Raw genomic sequence first — 16267 nt, 5'->3', positions numbered from 1 at the left:
GAAGCGGGGCTGGCATAATCGCGATATCGGGATCTCGCGCAGCAGACGCAGCAGACTCCGGCGAAGATGGCTCCGCACCTCGCTGAGCGCCGCCGGAGCGGTCGCGCTGGCCACCTGGCTCGCGGGTCCCGCGAAGGACCTGCCCGCGCTCAGGGAGTACGGGAGCATCCTCGGGATCCTGGGATCGCTACTTGCAGGTCTCGGAGTCTTCATCCCCCTATGGGCATCACCACCTTGGGGGGCAGAATCTCTAAAAAATCCTTACTTGCATAGGGTATTCGGGGTGCCCGCGAACCTGACCCTGGCAGCCTGATCCCGACCATTCGCACCACCGGAACCGAGTTTCCGGTCCGATTCGTTGCAGCCGAGCGCGTCTCACCATGCGGTGGCGTTGTGGCGTGCGGAAACACGCCGGGCATGCGAGTATCGGATGATGAGTGGATCTGCGCAACTCACCGAAGACCAGAGGAAGCACCTCGAATTCATCCAGTCCGCGATCACTCGGATGTCGGGGCTGTCCTCCACCGCGAAAGGCTGGGGTATCACCGTTTCAATGGCGGCCTTCGGCATCTCGGCTGCGGGTTCGGTGCCGTTATTCTCAGTACTGGGCCTCACCTCGATGGGGTTCTTCACGTATCTGGACTGCCGCTACCTCAGGGAGGAGCGGTTGTTCCGATGCCTTTATGAAGACGCCCGGAGGGGCTTACTCCAGGTGTACTCGATGGACCGCAGCGCCTATCTGGAGCGGTGCTCCTGGCGATCGGTGTTCAAGTCGTGGTCGATCGTCGGCTTCTACGCCCCCTCCGCGCTGGTCGGGGCGGGGTCGCTGGTGTGGTCGGCCGCCTGACCGGCCCGATCGAGTCGGGCCCAGACGAAACCGGCTCAGTCAAGGCGGCTCCGGATCGCCGCGCCGGCCGCCGCGAGCCGATGCTCGGGCCAGGCGGAACGCGTGGGCCAGATGCGCGGCAGGGCGTCGTCCTCCCACCTGGGCACCAGGTGGACGTGCAGGTGCATGACGGTCTGCGATGCGGACCTGCCGTTCGACTGGACCACCGAGAGCCCGTCGGGCCGCAGTGCCGAGCGGATCGCGTGCGCGACGGCGACACTCGCCTCGGCGAGCGCACCCGCCAGGGCCGGTTCGAGGCTCCAGATGTCCGGGACGTGGGCGCGCGGGATCAGCAGCGTGTGCCCGATCGCGGCGGGGAACAGCGGGAAGAAGCCGATCACGGTGTCGGTGCGCAGCACCTCGTGGGTCTCACCGCCCTCGGCGGCGATGCCGCAGAAGTCGCATCCGACCGCGCCGGGCTCGGCCTCCGGGTCCGGTGCGCAGGTCGCATTGTGATCGAGGGCTGTCATCGCGTGCAAGTGCATGGTCGTACTGTGCGCCTTTCCGTGGGCGTTCGCGGCTGATCGGACGGTTCGGGGAGGGAGGTCAACGGAACTGGGCGTCGAACGCCCCCGTGACCTTCTGGACGACGATCTCGGCGAACTCCCGCGGCGACACGTGGTCGGACGACAGGAAGCCGATCGTCGGATTGAGCCCGGGAACCTCGACGTTCTCCAGGAAGTAGGGCAGGAGATATCCCTGCTGCTGGCTGTTCATCCTGGCCAGCACCGCCCGCCACTCCCAGTTCCCGGCCCACTTGGACTTGAGGAACGACCGGGAGAGGATCGCGACGGCGTACCGGCTGCGGCGGAAGTAGATGTCCTGCAACGTGACCGCGAGGTCCTCGCCGAGCAGGTTGTGCCGGAAGTCGAAGTCGAAGAACACCCGCAGCCCCGCGGTCACGAGGCGGTCGCGGACCTCCTGCGCCACCGCGCGGTCGGGCCCGCCGAAGGAGATCACGATGTCGAACCGCCGCCGCGAGTGCTCCGACTGCGTCAGCTCCAGGAACTCCTCGGCGCTGATCTTGGCGGCCACGAGGTCGCGCGCGAGCAGATAGGTGTTCAGCACCCCGAGCGACGAGGCCCAGGAACTCGCCTTGCCGACCGACCGCGACGGGCCCAGCCAGCCGCCCTCCTTCTCGTCGAAGGAACTGATGAGTCGGTCGGCGATCTGGAGGTTGTGGCCGGACTGCACGCCGCCCCAGGCACGGGTGCACCCGTACAGCAGCGGGCTCCAGGTGACCGAGTGCCAGCGCGGCTGGAGTTCGTTGTGGAGGGTCAGGTCTTCGAGCCTGAGACCGCCGTCGTCGTCGACCAGGCAGGAGTTCAGCCGTGTCTTGTACGCGAGGTACTGGACGCGCTGGCTCTTGGACAGCTCGCCCAGGCGCGCGATCCGGTCCAGCGCCGAGACCGCGAGGACCATGTTGGTCGGCGCGATGCCCGACGCGGTGTCGAGCAGGTGGCGGGCCGTCGCCCGGAGCGGTTCCATGACGTGGCGGGCGTGGGAGCTGCCGCGGCGGACCAAGCGGTCGAAGAGCAGGACCGGGTAGAAGGCGAAGGAGACGTCGTCGATGTCGCCTTCGCGGAGCGGCCACGCGCCGGTGGTCCGGTTCTGGAGCTTGAGCAGTCGCATGAGCGCGTTGTGGAAGCGCGGCGACTCGACGTACCGGAGGCCGGGGGCCCGGGCGATGCCGAGGAGCACCTGCGCGAGCGACCAGCTCGTGGTCCCGTCGTCGGGGTGCTCGTCGTGGCCTTTCAGGCGGCCGTCGGTGCCGATGAGCGAATAGCCGAGTTCGAATGTCCGCGAGCGGATCTGGTCGGGAACGCAGGGCACGGAGGCGACACCGTTGAGCACGGCCCCCGCAGACGCGGAGGAATGCTGGTCCCGGCCGAACCGGCCGGCTTCGAAGCGCCCTCCGTCCAGGAGGCAGTGCTCCAGGACCGACTGGCTGAGACTCTCAAAGGAGTCGATCGACAGTAACCTGGAAGCGATTTCGCATACCGTTTCCGACATCGCACTCACTCATCTGCATGACCTATGGACAACTGCTCAGGCGAATGATTCCCATTCGGCATTGAACCGTTCGAGATACGCCTTCATGAATTCATGGCGGCCTTCTGCGATCTTGACCGCGGAACCGGTGTTCAACCGGTCTTTCAACAGCAGCAGCTTCTCGTAGAAATGGTTGATGCTGGTGCCTTGGTGCGAGAGGTACTGCGTGGTGGTCTCGTGGTGCTCCACGGGTACCGACGGATCGTGAATCACTCGCCCTTTGCTGCCGCCGTATGTGAAGCAGCGCGCGATCCCGATGGCGCCGAGCGCATCGAGCCTGTCGGCGTCCTGGACGCACTTGCCCTCCAGTGTGAGCGGCAGCGTCCGCGTGCCCGCACCCTTGAAGGAAATCCCGGCCACATTGGCGGCCACGAGTTCGGCCAGTTCAGGGTCGGCTCCTTGGTCGAGCAGCCAGCGCCTGGCCTCCCGCGCACCGGACATCTCGTCGCCGGTGAACTTGAAGTCCTTGACATCGTGCAGGGCCGCGATGAGCTCGACGGTCTGAAGATCTGCACCTTCGTCGTTTGCCAATTTTCTTGCCATGCGGAAGACGCGCAATACATGATCGAGATCGTGACCGGTGGTATCGCCTCCGAGTTCTCGGAAAGCGTGGTCGAGCGCCGCTCGAACCAAGTCGGTAGAGACTTCGATTTCGTCGGCAATCTGCAGGTTAGAGGCATCCATATTCGTAGTGTAAACCAGCTCGACTTCAGAATCGGTCCTGACCGAAACCGTCGAATATATGGTTCGAGCGTCTGTGTCACAACAGGTCACAGTAGTCACTGAAGTTGAGACGCAAATGATCTTGGAGTGATGCTCGTCAATGCCGTCCGCACGAGCGGCCGGGCGCGGAGGGCGACGCGCCCGGCCGCCGGGACGGAGCGGCACCGCTCAACCCGTCGTGCGCCTGTACGGCCGCGTTCGAGGTTGGGGATGCACGTGGCAGGATTGTCCGATGCGAATCAGCATGACCGATCTGCACTCCGCCATCGCCGCCTACGGTGAGCGCTGGCCGGGAGACGAAAAGGACCTCCTCAAGCTCCTGAACAGCGACTACCCTTCCTGCCTCTCACGATCGACCATGAGCGGGCATTTCACGGCTTCGGCGGCCGTGCTCGACCGGAACGACCGCACCCTCCTGGTCCACCACCGGGACCTCGACCTGTGGCTCCAGCCCGGGGGTCACATCGAACCCGGCGACGCGACGCTCGTGGACGCGGCGCGTCGCGAGGTCAGCGAGGAGACAGGAATCGACCCCTCGGACCTCGTCCTGGTGGACACCGCCCCGATCCTGATCAACGTGCACGACATCCCGGAGAACCAGAAGAAGGGGGAGGGAGCGCACCCTCACTTCGATGTGCAGTACGTGTTCCGCGCGAGGCGAACCCGGCTCGTTCCCGGCATCAGTGAGGTGTGCGCCGCCGAATGGCGCCCGCAGAGCGACTTCCCGCGCCCCATCGTCATGGAGCGGTTCAAGGAGTTCTGCTGACAGACGAGGTCAGCGCGCGGAGCGGAGGGTCATCACGGTGATGTCGGCGTCGGCGCCGATGCGGATCGGGGGGCCGTTGGTGCCGGCGCCGTTGGTGACGTAGACCTGGGTGCCGTGGTGGGTCTCCAGGCCCGACAGCTGGCCGCTGCGCAGGCGGGAGAGGTAGTGGACGGGCCACATCTGGCCGCCGTGGGTGTGGCCGGAGAGCTGGAGGTCGACGCCGTACCCGGCGATGCGCTCGACGGCGGACGGCTGGTGGGCGAGGAGGACCACCGGCCGGGCGGGATCGCGGTCGCCCAGGGCCGCTTCGAAGTCCGGGCCGGTCTCGGTGTCCTGCATGTCGCGCTGCTCCACGATGAGGTCGTTGACGCCGGCCAGGTCGAACCCGGGGAGTTCGACCCGCAGGTTCGGCAGGCCGGTCATGCCGAGTTCCTCGACGCGCTCGTACCAGGCGTCGGCGCCCGTGTAGTGCTCCGCGTTGCCGGCCACGAAGAACGCGCCGTCGCGGGCGCTCAGGCGCGCGAGGGGTTCGGTCTCGCGGCGCAGCTGGTCGGCCTCGTTGCTCGCGAGGTCGCCCACGAACGCGATCAGGTCGGCCTGCGTCCCGTTGATCCGCTCGACGATCCGCTCGCAGTACCCGCGCCCCCGGATCGCCGAGAAGTGCGTGTCGCCGACGATCGCGATCCGGTACCCGTCGAAGCGCCGCTCCAGCCGCGGCAGCGCCACGGTCACGGCCTTGAGCCGCGGCGTCCGGTACCCCTCGGAGAGCCCGTACCCGACGGTGCCGAGCGCGACGGCGCCCGCGCCGAGGCCGATCGCCCTGGAGACGACGGCCCGGCGCGTGATGCCCTCCGACTCGTCCTCGGGTTCCTCCTTGTTGCGGCGCAGGAGGAACCAGCGCACCGGCTCCGCGAGCACCAGCAGCCCGCCGAGGTACATGAGCACCCCGAACCAGATCCAGCCCGGCCACCCCACCAGCGACTGGAGCCGCATCGGGGCGTAGGTCGAGGGCGTGAGGAACCACGCGAGCAACCCGATCGCCCCCAGGACGCCGAGGACGACCGCCCCGACCGGCCGCCAGCGCGAGCCGGGCCGGGTGGTGTCGCGGCACAGGCGCAGCCACAGGTAGGCGTGCAGGGCGACGAATCCGACCGGGATCGCGATGTCCGGGACCGTGGACCAGAGCCGGTCCATGTCAGCGCCCGGCCAGGGCGCCGCCGTTGGTCTGGACGATCTGGGCCGTCACGTGCCCAGCCTCGGGCGAGGCGAGCCACGCGGTGAGGGCGGCGGTGTCGGCGGGCGTGCCGGGGCGGCCGTTGTGCGTCTGTCCGATGAGCATGGTGCGCCGCTCCTCGGTCATGCTGGTGCCGAAGAACTCCGTGTCCTCGATGTACCCGGGTGCGATGACGTTCGCGGTGATGCCGCGGGCGCCGAGTTCGGCGGAGAGGTCGATCGCGTAGGGGTGCAGCGCGGCCTTCGAGCCGCCGTAGCTGCCCGAGCCGGAGCCGCGGAAGGCGGCGATGGAGCTGAAGAGGACGATGCGGCCGTCGTCGTTGAGGATCGGCTTGAGCCCTTCGACGAGGTGCACGGCGGTCATCACGTTCAGCCGCAGGTTCGCGGTCCAGGCCCACGAGGCGCGCTCGAAGCCCTTCGGGAGGTCTTCGGGGACCTTGCCGGCGGCGTTGCCGCCCGCGGCCGCGGCGATGACGTCGATGCGGCCGGCGCGTTCGGAGGCGTGCTGGAGGACCTGGACGGCGCCTTCGACGGTCTCCAGGTCGGCGGCCGCGAAGGTGGCGCGCTCGCCGATCTTCGCGGCGGCCTCGGCCAGGACGCTCTCGCGGCGTCCGACGAGGATGACGTCGTCGCCTTGGGCGGCAAGGCGTTCGGCAACGGCAAGGCCGATGCCGGTGCCGCCGCCGCTGACCACTGCGGTGCGTGCCATGCGGTGCTCCTTCGGTCGTGTGCGGGTCCGGGCCCGACTCTAGCGCGGCGGGGCGCTCCGGGCGGCGCGACGCATCGCCCACCAGGCGAGCGCGATGACGAGGAGGGTCAGGGCGGCGTTGTTCACGTACTTCGCGACCGGGTCGGTCTCGCCGATCGGGTCGGTGAGGAAGCTGGGGAGGACCACGGCGAGCAGCGCGCCGGCGGCCAGCGCGGTCGCGTGGCGGCGGTCCCAGTGCTCGGAGCGGGACCAGTGGACGATCGCGGCGCCGCCGCCGAGGATGAGGGCGGCGGCGACCGCGACGCCGGTCCAGGTGTAGGTCCACCCGGCGGCGATGAGCGCGGCGGCGCTGGCCGGGATGAGGACGGCGGGCGGCGGGACGCGGCGCGGCACCGGCCGAGAGCGCTTGCGGCCCAGCAGGAGCGCGAGGACGATGAGGACCGCGGCGGTCACCGCGGCACCGGTGACCTGGGCGGCCGAGGCGTGGTCGGTCTCGTTCGCGAGGTGGTCTTGGAGCACGACGTAGGCGGCGGCGGGGTAGAGGACGGCGGTGACGACGAGGCCGGGGGCGCGCAGCCACGGCCGGGGTTCGCGCCCGTCGACGGCCTCGACCATCGCGATGGGGGCGGTGAAGCTCCAGAGGGTGTGCCCGCCGATGAAGGTGAGGGCGGTGAAAGCGCTGAGGCCGAGCGGGTCGATCCAGGTGGGGCCGGTCATCTCGGCCCAGTAGTCGATGCCGCGGTAGTTCGCGGAGAACATCGACTGGTCGATGATGCCCGCTTGGACGATGCCGAGCGCGGCGGCGAGGAGCAGGACGCCGGGCCAGCCGAGTCCGGCGCGGCGGGCGGTCTCGCGGATGAGGAGCGCGGGGGCGCCGTAGAGCATCGATCCGAAGAGGACGGTCACGAGGAGCGCGGCGGGGTCGCCGGTGGTGACGTCGTAGCCGGAGAGCATCTCGGCGCACACGGGCGCGAGCAGCGCGAGGCCGATCGCGGGCGCGAGGCGGCGCGCGAGGGAAGTGCGCGGCGGGCCGGAGGGGTGCGGGCTCGTGGCGGGTGCGGGCTGGTCCATGCCCTCGACGGTAGGGACGGGAGCCGTTGCGGCGCATCGGTCGCGGGTATCGGACCGGGTGGCTCCGGTATCGATCCGGCCCGACGAAAGTCGCGGCGGACGGCCCGGCCCGCTGGGAGCCCGTCGTGCGGCACGGGGGACCGGCGGGCGCCGCGGGGCCGCCTCTGGGGCCGCCCCCTATGCGGCGTCGTCGAACTCCGACTGGTTGGCGCAGATGTCCTCGGCGTTGTGCTTGATCCAGTCGAACATGCCCACGAGGCGGTCGCTGGTGCCGCGGCCGACCTCGTTGAGGCCGTAAGTGACCTTCGGGGGCGTAGAGGCTTCGACCCGGCGCCAGACGAGGCCGTCGCGCACGAGCGTGCGCAGGGTCTGGGAGAGCATCTTCTCGCTGATCCCCTCGATGCGCTCGCGCAGTTCGAAGAAGCGGAGGTCCCTCTCGCGCAGCGCGAGCAGGACCCAGATGCCCCAGCGGCTCGTGATGTGGTCGAGCACCTGCCTTGCGGGACAGTTCGAGTGAAAGACCTCACTCCCGTCCGGCGGCCCGGGTGCCACGGCCAGTTTTCCTTCCGGCATGTCATGAGCTTACCTCGAGGTACGTCCTTACCAAGAGTGAGTTTCGCTCCTACCTTGGGTTCTGCACCTCCAACGGAAGACAACGGAAGGAACCCAGATGATCGTCGTCACCGGAGCCACGGGCAACGTCGGCCGCCCGCTCCTCGAAGCGCTCCTCGCCAAGGGCCAGGACGTCACCGCCGTGTCGCGCGGCGCGGCCGAGCTCCCGCCCGGCGTCGCCCACCGCGTCGCCGACCTCGCGAAGCCCGACACCCTCGCGGCCGCCTTCGCCGGTGCGGACAAGCTGTTCCTGCTCACCCGCGACCACGAGATCGACATCGCGCCGGTCCTCGAAGCGGTCGAGGCCACGGGGATCGGCCGGGTCGTGCTCCTCTCCTCCGAGCGCGCGGCCACCAGGCCGAGCCCGGAGGTTCAGGCGTACGACAACGCCCTCACCGCTTCTGGTCTGGAGTGGACTATCCTGCGGCCGAACGGCTTCGCTTCCAACGCGCTCCTGTGGACGGACTCGATCCGGCAGGACCGCATCGTGACCGCGCCGTTCGGCGACGTGGGCCTGCCGATCATCGACCCGCGCGACATCGCCGAGGTCGCCGCGACCGTGCTCACCGAGGACGGCCACAGCAGCCGGATCTACATGCTCAGCGGCCCCGAACTCGTGTCCCCGAGCATGCAGGCCGAGGCGATCGGCGCGGCCATCGGCGAGCCGGTCGCGTTCATCGAGCAGACGCGGGAGGCGGCGTACGAGCAGTTCCTCGCCTTCTGGCCCGCCGAGGTCGTGGAGGGCTCCCTGGAGGTCATGGGCAACCCGAGCGCCGCCGAGCAGCGCATCAGCCCCGAGGTGGAACGGCTCCTGGGCCGCCCCGCGACCACGTTCGCCGCCTGGGCGGAGCGGAACGCGGCGGCGTTCCGGTAGGACGGGCCGCGTCGAGCACGGCCGCGTCCCGACCCGGTCAGGGGTCGGGCCGCGGCCGTGCTCGGGCTGCGTCGGTCTAGCCGAGCGCGAACAGCTCCTCGACCGACGAGGCCGTCTCCGGCCGCACTTCGACCGTGATCTCGTCGGCGTCGACGCCGCACAGCGCGGCGGCGATGAACGCGTCCTGGGTGCGCTGCAGCTCCTCCCAGTCGACGTAGCCGTGGGAGTTGTCGAGGTTCCAGGTGAAGGTGGCCTGGCGCTCGCCGTCGAGGGAGTGGAAGGAGTAGGTCATGTGCCCGACCCCGCCCCCGTTGTGGCCCATGTAGACCGCGTCCGGGTCGTCGGGACAGCCGGGCTTGGCCCCGGCGAAGCCGAGACCGTAGTCGAAGCCCCAGCCGGTGGTGCGGAAGTCGGTGGCCTCGGCGAGCTGCGCGGCGGTCAAGAGCGTCCCGTCGGCGACGGCCCGGTAGAACGCGTTCACGTCGTCCGCATCGGAGACGACGCCGCCCGCGGCCCAGAACACCGAGTGCGAGAGCCCGGTGGTGTCGAGGTAGGGGTCGGCGTCGTCGCCGGTGGTGATGTACGGCGTGGTGTGGTCGCCGCGGAAGCCCGCGCTGCTCGTGCGCGGAAGATAGGTGTCGTCCATGCCGACCTCGTCGAACACGCGGTCGTCGAGCTCGTGCCGGAGCTGGTGCCCGGTGATCTCCTCGATGAGCAGGCCGAGCACGACGTACCCGGTGTTGGAGTACATCCAGCCCTCGCCGGGGGTGAACAGCAGCGGTCCCTCGGTGCCGAGCGCCACCAGCTCCTCGGGCGTGTGGTGGACGCCCATGTCGGTCCGCAGGTCGGCGATCGATCCCTCTGCGAGGGAGGGGAAGAGCTTGGTGAAGTGGTCGCCCAGCCCCGCGGTGTGGCCCATGAGCTGGCGGACCGTGATGGTCTCGGTGTACGGCAGCAGGCCCGGCAGGTGGTCCTCGATCGGGTCGTCGAGGTCGAGTTCGCCTTCGGCTTCGAGCTGGAAGAGGACCACCGCGACCATCGACTTGGTCAGGCTCGCGATGCGCACCTGGTCGTCGGCCTCGGCGTCCTCACCGCCGTCCACGGTCCGGGGCCCTGCGGCGCCGGTCCAGGACTCGTCGCCGTCGGCCACGGCGGCGACCACGGAGTAGTCGCCCACGGCCGCGAAGGCTTCTAGCTTCGATTCGAGCAGGTCGGGGTCGAGTGCGGGGTCGGGACAGGCCGCGCTCGCGGCGCCCGCGGGTGCCGCGATGAGCGCGAGTGCGGCGAACGCCGCGATCGGTAGGTCGGTTCGCATCACCCGACCCTAGGGGATCTCTGGCCCCGGGAGTACCCCCTGACGCGGGGATCTTCCGTTGGGCCGCAGAGAGGATGCCGAGCGGGCGGACTCCTCCACGTCTCGCGAGCACGATCCTGCAACGTTGTAGATCCGTCTTGTGTTAACGGTAAATCTCAGCTACGCTGCCTATACCCATCGATACTCATGTATGCCTCAATCCAATATCTTTCGGGCGCACCGCCCGTGACCGGCCGAGGGCCACCCGGCAACGTCCCCGGCTCCCCGTCCCGACCGCTCCTCACCGAGGAGGGGCAGAAGGAGTCCACCCCATGACCACCGAGTCCACCGAGACCGACGACCGCGCACGTAGAAAGCGCCGACGCACCACTGCGCTGGGTCTGCCCGCGACCGGCGGCCGCACACGGCGGCGGATCATCGCGGCACTCGCCGTGCTCGTCGCCGCCCTGACGACCGCGGCGACCTTCATGCTCGTCACCGCGAACGCCCAGGCCGCCATCACGACCGGCACCTGGTACACCGTCACCTCCCGCCTCTCCGGGCTCGCGCTCGGGATCGAGGGCGGCTCATCGGCGACGGGCGCGCAGCTCGTGCAGCAGACCGCCACCGGAGCGACGAGCCAGCAGTTCCGCTTCATCGACGCTGGGAACGGCTACTACCGCATCCAGGCCCGCCACTCGAACCTCGTGCTCGACGTGTACGACTGGAACGCCGCCAACGGCGCCACCATCGCCCAGTGGACCGACCTGGGCGGCACCAATCAGCAGTGGCGGGCGACCGCCACCGGCGACTACTACACCTTCACCAACCGCTTCTCCGCCAGGAACCTCGACCTGTGGGAGCACTCGACCTCCCCCGGCGCGCGGATCTCCCAGTACGACCCCACCGGCGCCGACAACCAGCAGTGGCGCCTGACGCCGGTCGGGTCCACCCCGACCGACCCGCCGACCACCGGCAACCCGTCGCAGGGCGAATGCGCAACGCCGCCTTCGCAACCCGGCTCGGTCGGCGGCAGCCTCGGCGCCCACGACCCGGCGCTGTGGGCGGGCTGCTCGGGCCAGCCGTGGTACGTCTTCGCCACGGGCGACGCGAGCCAAGGAGGCGGCACCATCTCGATGCGCCGCTCCACCAACGGCGGCCAAACCTGGCAGAGCATCGGGACCATCTGGAACTCCAAGCCCGCGTGGATCACGCAGCAGATCTCCGGCGTCTCGAACCTGTGGGCGCCCGAGATCCACTACGACGCCGCGCAGGGCCTCTACTACCTCTACTACTCCGCTTCGACCTTCGGCTCGCAGCGCTCGGCGATCGGCCTGGCCACGAGCCCGACCCTGGACCCGAACGCGGCCGGCTACGGCTGGACCGACCGCGGCGCGGTCTTCCAGTCCTATACGGGCAACGCCTACAACGCGATCGACCCGAACATCATCGTCGACGACGCCGGCACCCACTGGATGGCCTTCGGCTCCTGGTGGCAGGGCATCCACATCCTCAAGCTCGACTGGCCCTCGGGCAAGCCCGCCGCGGGTGCGACCCCGATCCGCCTGGCGACCAAGAGCGGCGGCATCGAGGCGCCCTCGATGATGAAACGCGGCGACTACTACTACCTGTTCACCTCGATCGACACCTGCTGCGCGGGAGCGAACTCGACCTACAAGATCACGGTCGGCCGGTCCTCCTCCCCCACCGGGCCGTTCGTCGACGCCTCCGGGGTCGACATGCGCAACGGCGGCGGGACGGTGGTCCTCGGGGCGTACGGCAACAACGTCGCCGCGGGCGGGCAGTCGCTCCACCGCGGGCTGATCTCGTACCACGCCTACGGATCGAACGGCGGATTCACGCTCGACATCGAGCAGATCGAATGGAACTCGGCGGGTTGGCCAATCCTCAACGGCAGTTGAGGATCAGAGCGCACAGTCTCAACGGCAGTTGAGGACCGGAAGCGCGGTCCGAGACACGGTCTCAACGGCAATTGCGCACCACCCTCCGCAAACGCGGCCTCGAACCGCGCCACTGACGGCGGCCGACCAGTTCAGCCGCTCCCGGGGCGCACCCTCCACCGGTGCGCCCCTCCCTCACACCTGCAATCACTCCGCTTGGAGCCCTTCATGACCAAGACCCTCATACGCGGGCGCGCACTGCTCGCGTTCGCCCTCATCGCCGCACTCGCGGCCTTCGGGCTGTCGATCGCAACCGCGACGCCCGCCAAGGCCGCGCTCCCGACCGGCGCCTGGTTCACCATCACGAGCGCCCACTCCGGCAAGGCCCTCGACATCCAGAACGCCTCGACCTCCACCGGGGCGATCCTCAACCAGTACGCGCCGAACCAGTGCACCTGCCAGCAGTTCCAGTTCGTGTCCGTTGGCAGCGGCTACTACAAGATCCAGGTCCGGCACTCCAACCAGGTCCTCGAGGTCTTCGAGTGGAACGGCGCCGACGGCGCCACCATCGCCCAGTGGACCGACCTCGGCGGCACCAACCAGCAGTGGTCGGTCACCGAGCACGCCGACGGCACCTTCTCCTTCATCAACCGCTTCTCAGGCAAGGCCCTGGACCTGTGGGAGTGGTCCACCGGCAACGGCGCCCGCGTCTCGCAGTACACCTACAACGGTCTGAACGCGCAGAAGTGGCGTCTCGCGGCCGTCCCCGCGAGCGGCGAGTCGACGGTCTCGAACCCGTTGCGCAGCAATGGCGCCGACCCGTGGATCGAGTACTGGGACGGGTACTACTACATGTCCACGACCACCTGGAGCTCCACGGTCATCATGCGCCGGGCGACCACGCTGAACGGCCTCAAGACGGCCTCCGACACCGTGGTGTGGAACGACTCGGGGAACGCGAGCCGCTGCTGCTCTCACTGGGCGCCGGAGTTCCACCGGATCAACGGCACCTGGTACCTGATGTACACCTCCGGGAACTCGCAGACGAACTTCGACGGCCAGAAGCTCCACGTGCTGCGCTCGACCTCATCGACTCCCATGGGGCCGTATGAGTTCATGGCGACGCCGCTCCCCAACCAGTGGAACATCGACGGCTCGTACCTTCAGGTCAACGGGAACCTGTACCTGATGTGGTCGGAGTGGGTCGGCGCCGACCAGTCGATTCGGATCGCGGCGATGTCGAACCCGTGGACCGTGACCGGCTCGCACGTCACCATCTCGCGGCCCACCTACAGCTGGGAGATTCAGGGCGGCAGGACGAACGAGGCGCCGGCGGTGCTCCAGCGCAATGGCCGGACGTTCGTGACCTTCTCGGCCTCGTCGTGCAACACCCCGGACTACAAGCTGGGGCTGCTCGAGTTGACCGGGTCCAACCCGCTGTCGGCCTCGTCTTGGACCAAGACCTCGACGCCGGTGCTCCAACAGGGTGGCGGCGCGTTCGGACCGGGGCACAACGGGTTCTTCACTTCGCCTGACGGGACCGAGGAGTGGCTGGTCTACCACGCCAACACCACCTCATCGCAGGGTTGCGGATCGACCCGTGAGACGCGGGTTCAGCCGATCACCTGGAACGCGAACGGCACCCCGAACTTCGGGACGCCGTTGCCGAGCGGTGTGGTCATCGCCGCGCCTTCGGGAGAGTAGCGCTCAGAAAGCTCGTGAAGTCTTCGGCGGAGAGTTCGAAGACCGGCGATTCGTGTTGGAGCTTGGAGTCCCGCACCTGGAATCCAGTGGTGGTGCTCCGAGCTTCAACACAATCAGCATTCGAAGTGTTGTTGCTGCGGGAGCTCTTCCTCCAGGTCTGGCGGCACTCGACACAGTCGGAGTTGGCCGTGTTGCTACTCCGAGTACTCTTTCGCCAGCTGGTGTACTCCATATCTTTTGGCGGCTTGGCGGCTTGGCGGCTTGGCGGCTCGGCGGCTCGGCGGCTCGGCGGCTCGGCGGCTCGGCGATAGAACCTCACATGGCGGGCCGCCGGCCCGCAGGGGGCCGGCCGATCCAGGTGGAGATCGACCGGCCCATTCCGCATGGATAATCACGGCTGGTCACGACCTCATCGCAATCCGGCGGCATCTCGCCCGAGAGCCGCCGAGGCGGAGTCCACTTGATCCATGCGCACACTCCTCCGCGTCGCGGTCCTGCTCCTCGCCGCCGCAGCGCTTTCCTCCTGCTCGGCCGAAGAGGTCGGGCTCGTCGGCGTGGGTGTCGACTCGGCCGGCGGCCCGGTCGTCGCGATGACCTCCTGCGAAGGCCCCGCCACCTCCATGACCCTCAGCTCCGCCGTAGCCGAACCGGCCGCGTCCGCCAGCGCCAGCGCCACCGCCACCGCCACCGCCACCGCCACCGATCCCACACCCGCGGCCACCGACCGAGCCACCGAATCCGCTATCGGCTCGGCCACTGACGAAGCCACCAGCTCCGACACCGGCTCAGCAACCGACCCTGGCACCGACCCGGTCCCCACCCGCCCCGTACCAGCAGCCTCTGACCCGGCCACCAACTCAGCCACTGACTCAGCCACCAACCCGGCAACCGATCCGGCACCCCACCCGGCCTCCACCGTTCCCGACTGGACCACTCGCCGTACCGAACTGCGCCTTGAGAACTCCTCGCCGAGCCTGAGCGACCCGTCGGCGATCTCCCTGTCCGACCCCGCGCCGGGTTGGACCGTTGCCGAAGGCACCGCACCCTCCCCGCCCGACCCCGAGCGAATCTACGAGGTTCGCGCCTGGCCCGAAGACGGCTCGATGACCCTGGGGGCGGTGTCGTTCACGGTCGCCGACCTCGAACGCCTTGGCGCGGGCGAGGTCTACTTCCAAGATGGGGCGGTCGAGCGGATCGCGTCGTTCGCCGAGTTCACCGAGATCGGCCTGTCCCGTTGCGGTTGATCGCACCCCGAACCCCGCACTCCGCGCCTTGCACCTAGAACCCCGAACCCCGAACCCTGAATCCCGCGACTTGCACTCGCACTCTCTACTCCGCACTTTCCACTCCGGACTCCGAAGTCCGCCTACATGCTCAACCGGCAATCCGGGATACGAAGGGCCGCATGAGGTCCGCGCATTCGCGGCTGTGGGTCTCCAGCAGGTAGTGGCCGGCGTCGAGGAGGTGGCTCTCGGCGTGCGGGAGGCTGCGGCGGAACGCGGGGACCTCGTCAAGGTTGAAAAAGGGGTCGTGCACGCCCCAGATGATCAGGGCCTCGGGCCGGTGCTCGCGGTGGTAGTCGCGGATCTCGCCGAAGCGGGCCACGTGGGACCGGTAGTCCGTGAACAGCTTCCACTGGAGGTCGAGGCCGTGGTCGCGGGAGATGGCGCGCCAGTCGAGTTCCCAAGTCTCGGGCGGGACCAGTTCGGCGAGGCGGTCCGGCATCCCCCAGAGGTACTGGTGGCGGGTGCCCTCGTAGGTCATCCAGGTGTCGATCTTGCCGCGGTTCTCCTCGGTCGGGTCGGCCCAGTAGGCGCGGCTGGCGTCCCATTGCTCGCCCAGGCCGTCCTCGTGGGCGTTGCCGTTCTGCACGACGAGGCCGCGCACGGTCTCGGGCGAGCGCGTGGCGAGGTGGTAGCCGACCGCGGCGCCGAAGTCGTGGAGGAACAGGATCCTGTCCTCGACGCCGAGGGCGGCGAGCCAGGCTTCGACCACGTCGGCGAGCCAGGTGAAGCCGTACTCGGTGTCGGGCGCGGGGAGCGAGGAGAGGCCGAAACCGGGCAGGTCGGGGGCGAGCACGCGCACACCGGTCGCGGCCATCGGCTCCATGAGGTCGCGGAACATCTGCGAGGAGCTGGGGAAGCCGTGGAGCAGGACGAGCGCGGTCGGCGCGTCGGGGCGCCCCGCCTCGCGGTACATGAGCCGGTGACCGGCGATATCGGCGTGCCGGTGGCGGATTCGGGTGTCCTCCACGGGGACCCCCTTCCCCGGACGCGCGGTGCGTCCGCTGGTCGTCGGGTACGGGGTACCCGTCGAGGCGCGAAGTATCACTGGGAGGGTGAATCCGCTGGTGGGCCGCACCGTCACGCTGAACCGCACCGCACCGCACCGCACCGCACCGCGGCTCGGCTCGGCTCGGCTCGGCTCGGCTCGGCTCGGCTC

At 69.1% G+C, this 16267-nt stretch carries 16 protein-coding genes; 6 read left to right on the top strand and 10 right to left on the bottom strand.

Going from position 1 to position 16267, the window contains the following annotated elements; translation table 11 throughout:
- The first annotated feature begins 721 nt into the window (after nucleotides 1-721).
- Nucleotides 722-847: a hypothetical protein gene (locus tag BLS99_RS27535; RefSeq protein ID WP_281243628.1), complete on the top strand. Its 126-nt coding sequence runs from the start codon at nucleotides 722-724 to the stop codon at nucleotides 845-847.
- A gap of 35 nt (nucleotides 848-882) precedes the next feature.
- On the opposite strand, the gene BLS99_RS23210 is transcribed toward BLS99_RS27535, so the two are convergent.
- The 3 genes from BLS99_RS23210 to BLS99_RS23200 form a co-directional block, all read right to left on the bottom strand.
- Complete coding sequence (locus BLS99_RS23210; RefSeq protein WP_091054120.1) at nucleotides 883-1356, bottom strand: HIT family protein; 474 nt, start codon at nucleotides 1354-1356, stop codon at nucleotides 883-885.
- 76 nt (nucleotides 1357-1432) lie between these two features.
- Nucleotides 1433-2719, bottom strand: coding sequence for a toll/interleukin-1 receptor domain-containing protein (locus BLS99_RS23205; RefSeq protein WP_176953500.1), 1287 nt, complete (start codon nucleotides 2717-2719; stop codon nucleotides 1433-1435).
- A gap of 216 nt (nucleotides 2720-2935) precedes the next feature.
- Nucleotides 2936-3622 (bottom strand): HD domain-containing protein, encoded by a 687-nt coding sequence (locus tag BLS99_RS23200; RefSeq protein WP_091054118.1) that lies wholly within the window; start codon nucleotides 3620-3622, stop codon nucleotides 2936-2938.
- A gap of 271 nt (nucleotides 3623-3893) precedes the next feature.
- On the opposite strand from BLS99_RS23200, the gene BLS99_RS23195 reads away from it, so the two are divergent.
- A complete protein-coding gene (locus BLS99_RS23195; RefSeq protein WP_176953499.1) occupies nucleotides 3894-4427 on the top strand; it encodes an NUDIX hydrolase in 534 nt (177 codons plus the stop codon).
- A gap of 9 nt (nucleotides 4428-4436) precedes the next feature.
- Here the strand turns inward: BLS99_RS23195 and BLS99_RS23190 are convergent, their stop codons facing one another.
- The 4 genes from BLS99_RS23190 to BLS99_RS23175 form a co-directional block, all read right to left on the bottom strand.
- Nucleotides 4437-5621, bottom strand: a complete 1185-nt coding sequence (locus tag BLS99_RS23190) for a metallophosphoesterase (RefSeq protein WP_091054116.1) — start codon at nucleotides 5619-5621, stop codon at nucleotides 4437-4439.
- Between the two features lies 1 nt (nucleotide 5622).
- Nucleotides 5623-6369 carry an SDR family NAD(P)-dependent oxidoreductase gene (locus BLS99_RS23185; protein WP_091054115.1) on the bottom strand — a complete coding sequence of 249 codons (747 nt, stop codon included), beginning with the start codon at nucleotides 6367-6369 and terminating at the stop codon, nucleotides 5623-5625.
- Between the two features lie 39 nt (nucleotides 6370-6408).
- A complete protein-coding gene (locus BLS99_RS23180) occupies nucleotides 6409-7440 on the bottom strand; it encodes a hypothetical protein (protein ID WP_091054114.1) in 1032 nt (343 codons plus the stop codon).
- Between the two features lie 177 nt (nucleotides 7441-7617).
- Nucleotides 7618-8013 (bottom strand): winged helix-turn-helix transcriptional regulator, encoded by a 396-nt coding sequence (locus tag BLS99_RS23175; RefSeq protein WP_091054113.1) that lies wholly within the window; start codon nucleotides 8011-8013, stop codon nucleotides 7618-7620.
- Between the two features lie 97 nt (nucleotides 8014-8110).
- On the opposite strand from BLS99_RS23175, the gene BLS99_RS23170 reads away from it, so the two are divergent.
- Complete coding sequence (locus BLS99_RS23170) at nucleotides 8111-8926, top strand: NAD(P)H-binding protein (protein ID WP_091054112.1); 816 nt, start codon at nucleotides 8111-8113, stop codon at nucleotides 8924-8926.
- A 76-nt stretch (nucleotides 8927-9002) separates the two neighbouring features.
- Here BLS99_RS23170 and BLS99_RS23165 read toward each other — a convergent pair whose 3' ends face one another.
- On the bottom strand, nucleotides 9003-10241 hold the full coding sequence (locus BLS99_RS23165) for a serine hydrolase domain-containing protein (protein ID WP_091054111.1): 1239 nt from the start codon (nucleotides 10239-10241) through the stop codon (nucleotides 9003-9005).
- A 311-nt stretch (nucleotides 10242-10552) separates the two neighbouring features.
- On the opposite strand from BLS99_RS23165, the gene BLS99_RS23160 reads away from it, so the two are divergent.
- Together BLS99_RS23160 and BLS99_RS23155 are read left to right on the top strand one after the other, a co-directional pair.
- Nucleotides 10553-12142 (top strand): family 43 glycosylhydrolase, encoded by a 1590-nt coding sequence (locus tag BLS99_RS23160; protein ID WP_091054110.1) that lies wholly within the window; start codon nucleotides 10553-10555, stop codon nucleotides 12140-12142.
- 207 nt (nucleotides 12143-12349) lie between these two features.
- Entirely contained in the window at nucleotides 12350-13825 is a 1476-nt protein-coding gene (locus BLS99_RS23155; RefSeq protein ID WP_091054109.1) for a family 43 glycosylhydrolase, read from the top strand.
- Here the strand turns inward: BLS99_RS23155 and BLS99_RS23150 are convergent.
- Nucleotides 13800-14057 carry a DUF397 domain-containing protein gene (locus BLS99_RS23150; RefSeq protein ID WP_091054108.1) on the bottom strand — a complete coding sequence of 86 codons (258 nt, stop codon included), beginning with the start codon at nucleotides 14055-14057 and terminating at the stop codon, nucleotides 13800-13802. The genes BLS99_RS23155 and BLS99_RS23150 overlap by 26 nt on opposite strands.
- Nucleotides 14058-14292: 235 nt before the next feature.
- On the opposite strand from BLS99_RS23150, the gene BLS99_RS25865 reads away from it, so the two are divergent.
- Nucleotides 14293-15069, top strand: a complete 777-nt coding sequence (locus tag BLS99_RS25865) for a hypothetical protein (RefSeq protein WP_176953498.1) — start codon at nucleotides 14293-14295, stop codon at nucleotides 15067-15069.
- Between the two features lie 130 nt (nucleotides 15070-15199).
- On the opposite strand, the gene BLS99_RS23140 is transcribed toward BLS99_RS25865, so the two are convergent.
- The gene (locus BLS99_RS23140) at nucleotides 15200-16078 is read right to left on the bottom strand and encodes an alpha/beta fold hydrolase (RefSeq protein WP_091054106.1); all 879 of its coding nucleotides are present in this window, start codon (nucleotides 16076-16078) and stop codon (nucleotides 15200-15202) included.
- Nucleotides 16079-16267 lie beyond the last annotated feature (189 nt).

The organism is Glycomyces sambucus (assembly GCF_900102815.1).
Classification (GTDB): Bacteria; Actinomycetota; Actinomycetes; order Mycobacteriales; family Micromonosporaceae; genus Glycomyces; species Glycomyces sambucus.
Note: the sequence above shows the minus strand (reverse complement) of the source record. Positions and strands in the feature narration are given on the sequence as shown.